Below are 12306 nucleotides of genomic sequence, written 5' to 3'. Positions count from 1 at the left end.
TCAGCGCGCCTTGAGTTCGATGCGATACAAGCGACCGAGCAGCAACGAATAGGACAAGGTCCCCATCAGCGCCACGCCGCCAATGAACCAGAAGGCGTAGGCAAACGAGCCTGTCGCGTGGACGATGCCGCCAATCACGATCGGGGTGACGATCCCGCCAATGTTGGCGGCCAGGCTGGTGACCCCGCCGGTCAGGCCGATCAGTTCCTTGGGCGCGACTTCCGATACGGCCGCCCACGACGACGAAGCGATTCCCTGGGCGAAGAAGGCAATGGTGAGCACGGCAATGCAGATCACGTTCGAGTCGGTGAAATTCACCAGCACAATCGACATACCCAGCATCGAACCGACCACCAATGGCAACTTGCGAGCGAAGGACATTGAGTAACCACGGCGTATCAGCAAGTCGGAGACGATGCCGGCCAGCAGAATGCCGACTGTTGCACCCACGAACGGCAGCACCGCGAAGATTCCGGCCTTGATCATGGTCAGCTTGCGTTCTTCGATCAGGTACGTCGGGAACCAGGTCAGGAAGAAGTACAACGCCGAGGTGCTGGCGAACTTGCCGATGCAAATCGCCCAGATCTGCCGATAGCTGAACAGCTCGGCGATCTGCCGCCAGTTGAACCGGGTGCGCTCCTGACTGCTCTTGACCAGTCCACCCCCGGCTTCGATGTACTTCAGCTCTTCCTGGCTGACGTTCTTGCAGCTCAGCGGATCGCGGTACAAGTAGAGCCAGATCACACCGAACACAATGCCGAGTATCCCGGTGCTGTAGAAAACATGGCGCCAGTCATAGGTCGTGGCCAGCCATAACAGCACGCCGGTAAACAGTGCCGTGCCCAGATATTGGCCGCACACGTAAATGCTGCTGGCCAGGCCCCGTTCGCGGGCCGGGAACCAGACCGTGACCGCTCGGCTGTTGGCCGGAAACGCTGGAGCTTCCATGGCACCGACGGCCAGTCGCAGCCCGAACAGCGAAGCGAACCCTGTGGCAAAGCCTTGGCACACGGTGACAGTCGACCAACTGATCAGCGACACCCCGTAAGTGAACCGGGAACCGAAGCGATCGGCAATGAACCCGGCGGGGACCAAGGCGAGTGCGTAGGTCCAGGCAAACGCGGAAAAAATCAGGCCCATTTCGATCTTGTCGAGGCCCAGATCCTTGGCCATGAACGGTGCGGCAATCGAGATGTTTACGCGGTCGATGTAGTTGATGATGGTCGCAATCAGCAGCAACGACAGCATGAACCAGCGCCGACGCGTCGGCAGTCGCTGAGGCAACAGGGCGTCCCTGGCGCCGGCGCTCACCGACGGCGCGGTGGACGGGGAGGTTTGCGAGTTCGACATGAGTAGACCTTTTTATTGTTAGAAGAATCGAGATGTTCGCGCGCAGCCGAAGCCGATGCCCCCAGTGTCGGGGCAGAGCAATCGCTACTTGAATGAGAGGCGCGGACAGCCGCTGTCAGGCGCTCAGGTACGCCTTTGGACTGGCTCGATCGGGGGAGGGTTGGCGAGGGGGAATAACAGGTTCATCACGTGCGCACCTTTTGATTGTTTTTGGAAGGGTCGGGCTGCATTGGCTATCACAGTGGTCGTACAACCTTTCAAAATCAACGGAGGCGTTAGATCGTTTTTTCTTCTAAAAAAGGGGATTAATGCAGGTGTCCAAGAAAAATCAAATCAGCTCATTTCCTTCGTTGTGCTTTATGTGTTTCATAAGTAGATGTTTTTAAAGGATTAATTATTTTTTGTGTGCTCATGGTTTTTTGGACAGACCAAACATCACACACGGATACAATTAATTCTCTGTATCTCATTGTCATCCTATGACGTGTTGAAGCCAGCGGTGTCTGCCTTCACAATCACCGCGGTCGCCGCCTGCATCGCGGCGCGACGACAACCTGTCCATGTACCTGTCGAGGATCCTCAGGCGATGTCGTCACCGAGTCGAGTACCCACTTACGTCATGCAGCAACGCAGCGAATTGACGGATTTTTACATCCGCGACAAAAAGGGACGGCGTGCCGAAACCAGCCCGCATCGCCATGAGTATTTCCAGATCCAGGTCAACCTCGGTGGCGATACCGTGCAGCACATCGGCAACGTCGAACGTCCGTTTCCGCGCAATACGCTGGCCTTCATCCTGCCGCATCGCGTGCACGTGATTCCGCATCCGGCCGACAGCAATTTCATAGTGATCAATTTTTCCCAGACCTTTCTGCTGCCGCATTTACAGTGCGACCCGATGGACCTGGAGGAAGTCTCGATTCTCCTGGCGCCGGAGTTGTCGCCGTTCCGCTTTCAGGAGCATCTGGATTTCATTCTGGCCGATGAAGATTTCGGCAAAGTCTGTGCCCTGATCGAACAGATGCGCGTGCTGGATGAGAACCGTCAGTTTGGCACTCGCGAGATACTCAAGGGGTTGTTGCTTCAACTGGTGGGGAGCGTTTGTGCCTTGTATGCCGAGCCGCTCAAACGGTTGGCCGAAGAGAATGCCGCCGAAGTCAGTCGACGCGATGCGCTGAGCAGGATGTCCGAATACTTGCGCAAGAATATTGCCGACCCCGATCTCAACCTGATCAAGGTGGCTGCTGCGACTTACCTGTCACCAACGTATCTGACGCACTGGTTGCGCAAGGAAATCGGCAAGACCTTCACTGAGCTGGTGCTCGAGCGCAGGATGCACGCGGCACGCAATTATCTGCTCAATGGAACCCGGCCGGTGGGGGAGGTGGCGAGATTGTGCGGTTTCGCTGACGAGGCTTATTTCTCCCGACGCTTTCGCCAGATCCACGGCCAGCCTCCAGGGCAATTCAGACGTCAGCAACTCAATCCCGATACTCCGCAATCACCGTCCAACACGTGATCGACAGCTGTAGGTGATGCGGTAGATACCGAGGTCGACCTGGGCGCAGCGGATCGGCTGCCCCGGACGGGGATTGCAGGTTCGCGCGGGCCAACGGCGACCACTACCTTGCGTTCACGCAGATTTTGATAGACAGCAAAAGCTGTTGACTGAGAACTCTGCCTTCTCGCTATTCGGAGTGTCATTGCGGCTATCAATGACGGTGAGTGGCTGCTTTTGGCTGTGGATTCAACCAGTCCATGCAACAGATTGGCTAAATCGTTCAGCGGACGCTTCTCGAGGCTGAACCTGCGTAACTGATGTCTTCAGTTTGATAACAATATTCTTCTACATCCATTCCGGCGCTTTCTACGAGAACCACCCCGGAGCCCGTGTCTCAGGAATGCAGGTGCAGGCAATAAGCATTCAAAAAACCAGCCGCCGGTCGAAAGTCAAGACTTCATCCAATGTGTGGGCTGGAGTGTGGGCTGTGAGGTTTTGCCAAAGGCCAGAAACGACAAAGCCCTGAATAATCAGGGCTTTGTCGTATTAAAGATGGCGGAGGCGATGGGATTCGAACTCATGGACCTGTTACAGTCGACGGTTTTCAAGACCGTTGCCTTAAACCACTCGGCCACACCTCCGTTTGCGTTGCGGGCGCCATAATACCTGAATGAAACACACTGTCAAACTCTCTGCGTAGCTTGTTACAGAGCGTCTGCTATGATCTTTGCGACTGAACGTTTCAAACCAACAGGAGTGTCGCCATGCGCGAACAGGATTACGCAGTTAATAACAGCGTGCAGGCTGAGCAGCTAGAGGTTAGCCGCGTCCTGCGCAACACATACGGCTTGCTCGCCCTGACCCTCGCATTCAGCGGTGTAATGGCTTTCGTTGCCCAGCAGATGCGTGTTGGCTACCCGAACGTGTTCGTGGTGCTGATCGGCTTCTACGGTCTTTTCTTCCTCACCAACAAACTCCGTGATTCGGCCTGGGGCCTGGTGTCGGCATTTGCCCTGACCGGTTTCATGGGTTTCCTGCTGGGCCCGATCCTCAACCGTTACCTGGGTATGCAGGGCGGCGCTGAAGTGGTCAGCTCGGCTTTCGCGATGACGGCGCTGGTGTTCGGCGGTCTGTCGGCGTATGTGCTGATTACCCGCAAGGACATGAGCTTCCTCGGCGGTTTCATCACGGCAGGCTTCTTTGTGCTGCTGGGTGCGACGCTGGCGGGCATGTTCTTCCAGATCAGCGGCCTGCAACTGGCGATCAGCGCAGGTTTCGTGCTGTTCTCCTCGGTCTGCATTCTGTTCCAGACCAGCGCCATCATTCATGGCGGCGAGCGTAACTACATCATGGCTACCATCAGCCTGTATGTATCGATCTACAACCTGTTCATCAGCCTGTTGCAGCTGTTCGGCATCATGGGCCGCGATGACTGATCCTCGGCCTTGAACTAAAAAACCCGCTCAGGCGGGTTTTTTATTACCGGAAATTCAGGATTACTCCGCAATGACAATGCTGCCATCGGCTTGTTGGCGGTAGATGGTATAGGGCAGCAGCAGGGTATCGAGAGCGCCGGAGATGACCACGTCGATCAGCACAATGGCAGGGGCACTATCATGTACCTGCTCATCGCGGCCATTTTTCAGCGGCGCATTCAGCGTGCAAAAGTCGTAGGTCACGCCACTGTAGATTCGCGGTACCGCGCCGCAATAACTCTTTTGGTCCTTGAGGCTTTTTGCGGCCGCTTCGTCACTGCGCACAACCGTCTGAATCGTGCCGCAACCCGCCAGCATCATTGCGGCGAGAAGCATTGCCTGAGTTTTCATGCCGTCAATCCTTCGCCGGAAACCATCAATCTACTTCAGGCTGAAATAAATATCACTCACGCCATGGGCGGCAACCGGCGCTTGACCGGGGTTTTCTTGACGATCGCCGTATTGGTTTCAGCGTGGGTGTTGAGACGGTCGAGCAGGGTGTCCAGTTGTTCCATCGAGCGCACATGCAGGCGCGCAATGAAACAGTCGTCGCCGGTGACCTTGTCGCACTCGGTGAATTCGGGAATGGCCATGATTTGCCGTTCCACTTCCTGCAATTGCCCCGGCAACGGGCGAATGCGCACGATGGCCTGGAGTTGATAGCCAAAGCATTTCGGGTCGATTTCTACGGTGTAGCCCTTGAGCACGCCGCGTTCCTCCAGGCGGCGCAAACGCTCGGCAACACTGGGGGAGGACAGGCCGCTGATTTGCGCCAGGGCCTTGAGCGAGCGCCGCGAGTCTTCCATCAGGGCCGTGATCAGCACCTGGTCGATGTCATCCGTCATGGCAAAATCCTCTGTTAGGCGTTTTTTCGAAACGGCCTTTATAAAAAAGGCAGATTCCGAGTTTAGCCTGCTTTTTGCTCTGGAGTAGCCCCTGGGTGTATTGGCATACTTTGGTCACAAACACAGGAGTCTGATGATGGACAAATCCCTACGCCGCGGTTCGTTCGAAATGACGGCCGCCATGCTGATCTCCGGTACCATCGGCTGGTTCGTGCTGGTGTCCGGGCAACCGGTGCTGGACGTGGTGTTCTGGCGCTGCCTGTTCGGTGCTGGCACCTTGCTGCTGATTTGCGCGGCCTTCGGCTTTCTGCGCCCCGGCATTCTGACCCGCACCACGTTCCTGCTCGCCGTGTTCAGCGGTGTGGCGATTGTCGGTAACTGGGTGCTGTTGTTCGCGTCCTATTCCCGGGCATCGATTGCCATCGGCACCGCCGTCTATAACGTCCAACCGTTCATGCTGGTCGGGCTGGCGGCGTTGTTCCTCAACGAAAAGATCACCGCGCAGAAACTGACCTGGCTGGGCGTTTCGTTTCTCGGGATGCTGGCGATTGTCAGCGCCCATGGCAGCCAGGGCGAGAGCGGCAGCGATTACCTGATGGGTATTGCCCTGGCCTTGGGCGCGGCGTTTCTCTATGCGATTGCCGCATTGATCATCAAGCGTTTGACGGGTACGCCGCCGCACTTGATCGCGCTGATCCAGGTCAGCACCGGCGTGTTGTTGCTCGCGCCTTTCGCGAATCTTTCCGTATTGCCGCAGGCACCGAGCGCGTGGGCCAGCCTGGTGACGCTGGGCATGGTGCACACCGGTGTGATGTACGTGTTGCTGTACGGCGCGATTCAGAAGCTGCCGACTGCGCTGACGGGCGCGCTGTCCTTCATCTACCCCCTCGCGGCGATTTTCGTCGACTGGTTTGCTTTCGGCCATCGCCTGGAGCCGCTGCAATGGATTGGCGTCGCGGCGATTCTGCTGGCCGCTGCCGGCATGCAACAAGGCTGGTCACTGAAGTTCCGGCGCACGGTGACGCCGTAACCCGCGACCCAGGCGTCAGATGTTCCAGCGCGGCGCACTCTTGGCCAGGCGCTGGCGCATCTCGCCGACGTTGGCGGCCAGTTGTTGAGTCAGCAAGCGATAGCCGTCCAGGGTGTTGTAGACCGGCGCATCAAGGCTGACAAGCGGCACATCCACGGGGCGATTCAGCCGCTGGGCAGCGCCTGATTTCAACGCCCGGGCCATGCCGATCAATTGCACGCGAATCTGTCGATGTTCGGCTTTCAATGCCGTTTGCATCAGCGCCATCGCCTCGGGGTCATTGGCATCCGGTCGGGTATTGCCGAGGATTTCCAGGGTGCTGACGCACATACGCAGGTTGCGCTGTAGGGCATCGAGGTCGGTCATGGAAATCTTCACTTCCTTGGACACCGAGGGCATCAGTGAGCGAAGTTGTACCATCACCGCGTTCAGGCGGGTCATGAGCTTGAGGTGTTCTTCGGCGGTGATGGCCTGGCCGTCAATGATGCGCCCGTAGATTTTCGCGCAATCACGCAGCGCATCGGCCAGGTTGTAGCGCCAGGAATAGACCGCGTACAGCGGCAGGGCGAAGGAAAACGCCAGGGCCAGGGCAATGCCGATCAGGATATCCACCCCGCGCCACAAGCCATCGGTGACCGGGTTATCGCCGTGCCCGGCAACGATGAACACGGTAATCGCCGACAGCAACGCCGTGTAACCACCCTTGCCGATGGCGTGATACGAGAAAAACCCGCAGACCACCGACATCGCGAAATAGGTCAGCCAAGGCATCCCGAGCCAGGCCTGTTGTGCCACCAACACCAGGCCGACACCGGCGCCGATCAGGGTGCCGATGGCGCGCTCGGTGGCTTTCTTGCCGATGTTGCCGTGGTGCTGCAAGCCGCCGATCACCACCAGCATCGTCACCGACGCCCACTCACCGTGGGGCAGATTGATCCCGGTGGTCAGCAGGATCGTCGCCAGCAACCCAAGCGACACCCGCACCGCATGGATCACTCGGGCATGTCGGTAGCGCCGGTACGGGTCCAGCAGCGGACGCAGCAGTCGGCGCAGCAAGGGTGGCAGCCGATGGGCTCTGGATGTACTCAGGCTGGCTCTCCTCAGAAGATGTAGTCGGTGGTCAGGAAGCTCGAACTGCGGCCGCTGATGATCTCGCTGATCAGGTCCTTGTTGGTCTCCTGGAACTTGGTGGCCACCAGGGTGCGGATCGAAAAAACCCGCAGTGCGTCATGGACCGACAAGGTGCCTTCGGCCGAGTTCTTGCGGCCATTGAAGGGATAGGTGTCCGGGCCGCGCTGGCACTGGGCATTGAGGTTGATGCGCCCGACCTGATTGGCGAAGGTGTCCACCAGGCGGCCGACCGCCACCGGGTTGGTGCCGAAGATGCTCAATTGCTGGCCGAAGTCCGACTCCAGCACGTAGTCGATCACGGTATCCAGATGACGGTACGGCACGATGGGGATGACGGGGCCGAACTGTTCTTCCTGATAAACCCGCATCTGCGGCGTGACCGGGTACAGCACCGCCGGGTAGAAGAACGACGCACGAGCCTCGCCGCCGTTGGGGTTGACCACCCTGGCGCCTTTGCTCTCGGCGTCGGCCACCAGTGCATGCAGATAGTCGACCTTGCCCGATTCCGGCAGCGGTGTCAGGGCTACGCCACTTTCCCAGGGCATGCCGGGTTTGAGGTTGGCGAGCCTGGCATTGAATTTTTCGATGAAGGACTCGACCACGTCTTCGTGGACAAACAGGATCTTCAGCGCGGTGCAGCGCTGGCCATTGAATGACAGCGAGCCGGTCACCGCTTCACTGACCGCATTGTCCAGATCCACTTCCGGCAGGACGATACCCGGGTTTTTCGCATCCAGGCCCAGCGCCGCGCGCAAGCGGTGGGGTCTCGGATGGAGTTTTTTCAGGTCACTGGCGGCCTTGTTGGTGCCGATGAAGGCGAAGATGTCGATCTTGCCGCTGGCCATCAGCGCACTGACGGTCTCGCGGCCGCTGCCGTAGATGACGTTGATCACTCCAATCGGGAAGCTGTCGCGGAAGGCCTCCAGCAGCGGGCGAATCAGCAGCACGCCGAGCTTGGCCGGCTTGAACACCACGGTGTTGCCCATGATCAGCGCCGGGATCAGCGTGGTGAAGGTTTCGTTCAACGGATAGTTGTAAGGCCCCATGCACAGGGCCACGCCCATCGGCACGCGACGGATCTGGCCGAGGGTGTCCTGCTCCAGTTCGAAACGGCTGGAGCGGCGGTCGAGTTCCTTCAGCGCGTTGATGGTGTCGACGATGTAGTCGCAGGTGCGGTCGAATTCCTTTTCCGAATCCTTGAGGTTCTTGCCGATTTCCCACATCAGCAACTTGACCACGGCGTCGCGCTGCTCGCGCATGCGCCCGAGGAAGGTTTCGACGTGCTGGATGCGTTCAGCCACGCGCATGGTCGGCCACAGGCCCTGGCCACGGTCGTAGGCGCGGACTGCGGCGTCCAGGGCGGTCAACGCGGTGTCGGCATCCAGCAGCGGTGTGCTGCCAAGGATCACTTGCTCGTCGCCATTCGGGCCTGCCAGATACACCGGGCTGCGGACCTGGGCCAGCGGCCCGTTCCAGGTTCTCAGTTCGCCATCGACCAGGTACTCACGCTGCTCGGTCTGACCATCTAGACGGTACTTTTCCGGGATGTCGGCGGGGCTAGGGAACAGGTTCTGGAGAATATTGGCTGTGGTCATGTCGCTACCCCTCTGGATTGGGTGATGCACTGATGAATCGTTTTAGCAGACCTCAGCAACGCTTGTCATGACTCATCTCAGCGTTTTGCCGCACAGCGTGTTGTCCGGGGATTTATCGGGCCTTGCGTCATGGCCTCAGAAGCTCCCCTTGTTGGCCCCCAATGCCCTCAACCCGCCCGTGCGGGGTGCCTTAATGTTGACTCTCCTTGATCACAACAAAAAGAGCTGCACCCGGTTGGCCGGGCAGCCAATGAGAGGGCAGCCATGCGGGCAAGCCGGTTAACTGAAAAGCCTAGCCTTTGTTTGGCCTTGGCGGGGTGTGTCTTTGCGGCGTTGCTTGCAGGGTGCGGCGAGGAGCCGAACAACCCGCCGACCCGCAGCGAAGCAGGCGCAGCGAGGCCCGCCGACGCCGAGCTGGCGCAGGTCTACGACAACAGCTGCAAGCTGTGCCACGCGAATCCGGCGGCCGGGGCGCCGCTGACCGGTGACATCAAGGCCTGGCAACCACGGGTATTACAGGGTGCCGACACGCTGCTCGACCACGCGATCAACGGTTACAACGGCATGCCGCCGATGGGCATGTGCATGCAGTGTTCGCAAGAACAGTTCCTGGCGCTGATTGCCTTTATGTCCGGCCAGCAAATCCAATAACAAGAACGGCAGGGTGCGATTCATGACGATGGACCTGACACGGCGTCAGTTGTTGCAACGGGCGAGCGTCATCGGCGCCTTTACCGCGCTCGGCTCGACGCCGGCACTGGCCGAACTGCTGCGCGCGCCACGCCTGATTCCCTGGCGCAACTGGTCGGGCGGCCAGAGTTGCCTGCCGGCGGCGCGGCTGGCACCCAAGAACCTGGATGAGTTGACGCAAGTGGTGCGCCAGGCCCCCGGGAGGGTTCGCCCGGTGGGCTCGGCGCATTCCTTCAGCGCGCTGGTGCCCACCGACGGCACCTTGCTGTCGCTGAGCTATTTCACAGGTTTGCTCGATCACGATGCGAAAACCCTGCAGGCCGAGTTCGCCGCCGGCACGCCGATGTCACGCATGGGCACGCCGCTCAAGGACATCGGCCAGGCCCTGCAAAACATGGCCGACATCGATTACCAGACCCTGGCGGGCGCGATCTCGACCTCGACCCATGGTACCGGCAAGCACTTTCAATCCTATTCGGCCCATGTCTGCGGCATGCAGCTGGTGACCGCCAGCGGCGAGGTGCTGGACTGCGACGCCAGCCGCCATCCTGAAGTGTTCAGCGCGGCCCGGGTGTCCTTGGGGGCGTTGGGCGTGGCCAGCAAGGTGCGCCTGCAAAACCGCCCGGCGTATCGCTTGCGGGAGAGGCAATGGATCGCCAAGACCGAAGAGTTGCTGGAAGACCTGGACAAGAACACCCGGGAAAACCAGCACTGGGAAATGCTGGTGGTGACCCATTCCGACTACGCCTTGTCGATCGCCCTGAACGAAACCACCGACCCGGCCACGCCGCCGGTGCCGGCGGATGAGGAGGGCGGCAACGAATTTGTCACGCTGATCGAGAAGATCGACAAATACGCCAGCGACTTCCCGGACCTGCGCCGCACCCTGCTCAATAACCTGCGTCACCTGGCCAGTTTCGATGACCGGGTGGGTGACTCGTTCGACATCTACGCCAACGTGCGCACGGTGCGTTTCAATGAAATGGAATATTCCGTACCGGCCGAATACGGCCCAGCCTGTTTGCGCGAGATCCTCAAGCTGATCCAGGACAAGGACCTGCGCACCTGGTTTCCGATCGAGTACCGGTACGTCAAGGCCGACGACATTCCCCTGAGCATGTTCGAAGGCCGCGACAGCTGTTCGATCTCGGTCCACCAGCATTACCAGATGGATCATCACAACTTCTTCGCCGCCATCGAGCCGATTTTCTGGAAGTACAACGGCCGACCGCATTGGGGCAAGTTGCACACGCTGAACGCGAAAAACCTGCAGCCGCTGTACCCGCGCTGGCAGGAATTCATCCAGGTGCGGCAGGCGCTCGACCCCAGCGGCAAGTTTCTCAACGCGCATCTGTCTTCCATTCTGGGGGTGAGCTGATGGCCGTCAATCGCCGCAATTTCTTGCTCGGCACCGCGGGTGTCGGCGTCTTGCTGGTGGGTGTCGGGGCGTGGCTGCGGCCGGGTGACCGAGGCGCGCCGTACAGCGATTATTTCCGTACGCTGAACCGCGAACTCAAGGACCACGGCCCGATGCGACCGGTGATGCTGATCGACCTTGATCGGCTGGATCACAACATCGATGTGGTGATGCAATCGGTCAAGCGCGCCGGCAAACACCTGCGCCTGGTGGAAAAATCACTGCCGGCGCCGGGGCTCCTGGCCTACATTGCCCAGCGCGCCGGCACCCAACGCCTGATGTCGTTTCACCAACCCTTTCTCAACCATGACGCGGTGCAGTTTGCCGAGGCCGACATTCTATTGGGCAAGCCGCTGCCGGTACGTTCGGCCGAGTTGTTCTATCAATTGCACAAGGGGCCTTTCGACCCTTCGCAGCAATTGCAGTGGTTGCTCGATACACCGCAACGCCTGCAGCAATACCTCGCCCTGGCTCAAGGGCTGGGCACGCGAATGCGGGTCAACATCGAACTGGATGTCGGGCTGCATCGCGGTGGCATCAGCGACCTTGGTGTACTCGGGCAGATGCTGGCGCTGATCAGCCAGCACCCGCAGCACCTGGAGTTCGCCGGGTTCATGGGCTACGACCCGTTCGTGGGTATGGGCGTGCCGGGGATTCTGGGCTCGCCCGAGGAGCTGTTCGCCAAGGTGATGGTGATTTACCACCGCTGCGTCGATTTCACCCGTCAGCAATACCCTGGTTTGTGGCGCGAAGGGCTGACCCTCAATACGGCCGGCAGCCCGAGCTATCGCATGCATGAGCACGAACAGCTCAGCAGCGAAGTGTCGGTGGGAACGGCGATGCTCAAGCCCACTCACTATGATTTGCCGTCACTGGCCGAGCATGTGCCGGCCGCCTACATCGCCACGCCGGTGTTGAAAAGCACCGGGGCGGTGAATATTCCGGCGCTGGATGACAAGTCCAGGCTGTTTTCCTGGTGGGACACCAATCAGCGCGAGACGTATTTCATCTATGGCGGTAACTGGATGGCGCAGTTCGAATCGCCCGCGGGGTTGCAGAGCAATGGCGTGTATGGCCGCAGCTCGAATCAGGAAATGGTCAATGGGTCGGCGGCGGTGGGGCTGACGGTTGAGGATCAGGTGTTTTTGCGGCCTGCCCAGACGGAGTCGGTGCTGTTGCAGTTCGGGGATTTGCTGGCGGTTCGGGGTGGGAAGATTGTGGATAGCTGGCCGGTGTATTCCTGAAGAAGATTCTGAGTCTGTTAAACCGCTA

At 59.4% G+C, this 12306-nt stretch carries 11 protein-coding genes and 1 tRNA gene; 6 read left to right on the top strand and 6 right to left on the bottom strand.

Features of this window, described 5'->3' with window-relative positions; all coding sequences use genetic code 11:
* Positions 1–1350: an MFS transporter gene (locus AABM52_RS17015; protein ID WP_347907036.1), complete on the bottom strand. Its 1350-nt coding sequence runs from the start codon at positions 1348–1350 to the stop codon at positions 1–3.
* A 586-nt stretch (positions 1351–1936) separates the two neighbouring features.
* On the opposite strand from AABM52_RS17015, the gene AABM52_RS17010 reads away from it, so the two are divergent.
* Entirely contained in the window at positions 1937–2869 is a 933-nt protein-coding gene (locus tag AABM52_RS17010) for an AraC family transcriptional regulator (RefSeq protein ID WP_347907034.1), read from the top strand.
* A gap of 535 nt (positions 2870–3404) precedes the next feature.
* Here AABM52_RS17010 and AABM52_RS17005 read toward each other — a convergent pair.
* Positions 3405–3492, bottom strand: a tRNA-Ser gene (locus AABM52_RS17005).
* A 123-nt stretch (positions 3493–3615) separates the two neighbouring features.
* Here AABM52_RS17005 and AABM52_RS17000 point away from each other — a divergent pair.
* Positions 3616–4287, top strand: a complete 672-nt coding sequence (locus AABM52_RS17000; RefSeq protein ID WP_223456995.1) for a Bax inhibitor-1/YccA family protein — start codon at positions 3616–3618, stop codon at positions 4285–4287.
* 60 nt (positions 4288–4347) lie between these two features.
* Here the strand turns inward: AABM52_RS17000 and AABM52_RS16995 are convergent, their stop codons facing one another.
* Both AABM52_RS16995 and AABM52_RS16990 read right to left on the bottom strand, forming a co-directional pair.
* The gene (locus tag AABM52_RS16995) at positions 4348–4677 is read right to left on the bottom strand and encodes a YceK/YidQ family lipoprotein (protein WP_347907031.1); all 330 of its coding nucleotides are present in this window, start codon (positions 4675–4677) and stop codon (positions 4348–4350) included.
* A 56-nt stretch (positions 4678–4733) separates the two neighbouring features.
* Positions 4734–5171, bottom strand: coding sequence for an Lrp/AsnC family transcriptional regulator (locus AABM52_RS16990; protein ID WP_007987480.1), 438 nt, complete (start codon positions 5169–5171; stop codon positions 4734–4736).
* 136 nt (positions 5172–5307) lie between these two features.
* Between AABM52_RS16990 and AABM52_RS16985 the strand changes: the two genes are divergently transcribed.
* Entirely contained in the window at positions 5308–6201 is an 894-nt protein-coding gene (locus AABM52_RS16985; protein WP_347907029.1) for a DMT family transporter, read from the top strand.
* Positions 6202–6216: 15 nt separating this feature from the next.
* On the opposite strand, the gene AABM52_RS16980 is transcribed toward AABM52_RS16985, so the two are convergent.
* On the bottom strand, positions 6217–7257 hold the full coding sequence (locus tag AABM52_RS16980) for an FUSC family protein (protein WP_347907027.1): 1041 nt from the start codon (positions 7255–7257) through the stop codon (positions 6217–6219).
* A 44-nt stretch (positions 7258–7301) separates the two neighbouring features.
* Positions 7302–8927, bottom strand: coding sequence for an NADP-dependent glyceraldehyde-3-phosphate dehydrogenase (locus AABM52_RS16975; protein ID WP_347907024.1), 1626 nt, complete (start codon positions 8925–8927; stop codon positions 7302–7304).
* Positions 8928–9191: 264 nt separating this feature from the next.
* Between AABM52_RS16975 and AABM52_RS16970 the strand changes: the two genes are divergently transcribed.
* The 3 genes from AABM52_RS16970 (at position 9192) to AABM52_RS16960 (ending at position 12278) form a co-directional block, all read left to right on the top strand.
* Positions 9192–9578: a c-type cytochrome gene (locus AABM52_RS16970; RefSeq protein ID WP_347907022.1), complete on the top strand. Its 387-nt coding sequence runs from the start codon at positions 9192–9194 to the stop codon at positions 9576–9578.
* A 28-nt stretch (positions 9579–9606) separates the two neighbouring features.
* Positions 9607–10995, top strand: coding sequence for a D-arabinono-1,4-lactone oxidase (locus AABM52_RS16965; protein ID WP_347912641.1), 1389 nt, complete (start codon positions 9607–9609; stop codon positions 10993–10995).
* A 74-nt stretch (positions 10996–11069) separates the two neighbouring features.
* The gene (locus AABM52_RS16960) at positions 11070–12278 is read left to right on the top strand and encodes a DSD1 family PLP-dependent enzyme (RefSeq protein ID WP_347912640.1); all 1209 of its coding nucleotides are present in this window, start codon (positions 11070–11072) and stop codon (positions 12276–12278) included.
* The last annotated feature ends 28 nt before the right edge of the window (positions 12279–12306 follow it).

Origin of the sequence: Pseudomonas grandcourensis, assembly GCF_039909015.1 — a bacterium.
In the GTDB taxonomy this organism is placed as follows: domain Bacteria; phylum Pseudomonadota; class Gammaproteobacteria; order Pseudomonadales; family Pseudomonadaceae; genus Aquipseudomonas; species Aquipseudomonas grandcourensis.
The sequence above is the reverse complement of the archived record's forward strand: the minus strand, read 5'-3'. Positions and strand labels throughout refer to the sequence as shown.

What these genes read in the sequence shown, in the direction of transcription:
- AABM52_RS17015 (WP_347907036.1), bottom strand. Translation starts at nt 1,350, where the DNA reads ATGTCGAACTCGCAAACCTCCCCGTCCACCGCGCCGTCGGTGAGCGCC.
- AABM52_RS17010 (WP_347907034.1), top strand. Translation starts at nt 1,937, where the DNA reads ATGTCGTCACCGAGTCGAGTACCCACTTACGTCATGCAGCAACGCAGC.
- AABM52_RS17000 (WP_223456995.1), top strand. Translation starts at nt 3,616, where the DNA reads ATGCGCGAACAGGATTACGCAGTTAATAACAGCGTGCAGGCTGAGCAG.
- AABM52_RS16995 (WP_347907031.1), bottom strand. Translation starts at nt 4,677, where the DNA reads ATGAAAACTCAGGCAATGCTTCTCGCCGCAATGATGCTGGCGGGTTGC.
- AABM52_RS16990 (WP_007987480.1), bottom strand. Translation starts at nt 5,171, where the DNA reads ATGACGGATGACATCGACCAGGTGCTGATCACGGCCCTGATGGAAGAC.
- AABM52_RS16985 (WP_347907029.1), top strand. Translation starts at nt 5,308, where the DNA reads ATGGACAAATCCCTACGCCGCGGTTCGTTCGAAATGACGGCCGCCATG.
- AABM52_RS16975 (WP_347907024.1), bottom strand. Translation starts at nt 8,927, where the DNA reads ATGACCACAGCCAATATTCTCCAGAACCTGTTCCCTAGCCCCGCCGAC.
- AABM52_RS16970 (WP_347907022.1), top strand. Translation starts at nt 9,192, where the DNA reads ATGCGGGCAAGCCGGTTAACTGAAAAGCCTAGCCTTTGTTTGGCCTTG.
- AABM52_RS16965 (WP_347912641.1), top strand. Translation starts at nt 9,607, where the DNA reads ATGGACCTGACACGGCGTCAGTTGTTGCAACGGGCGAGCGTCATCGGC.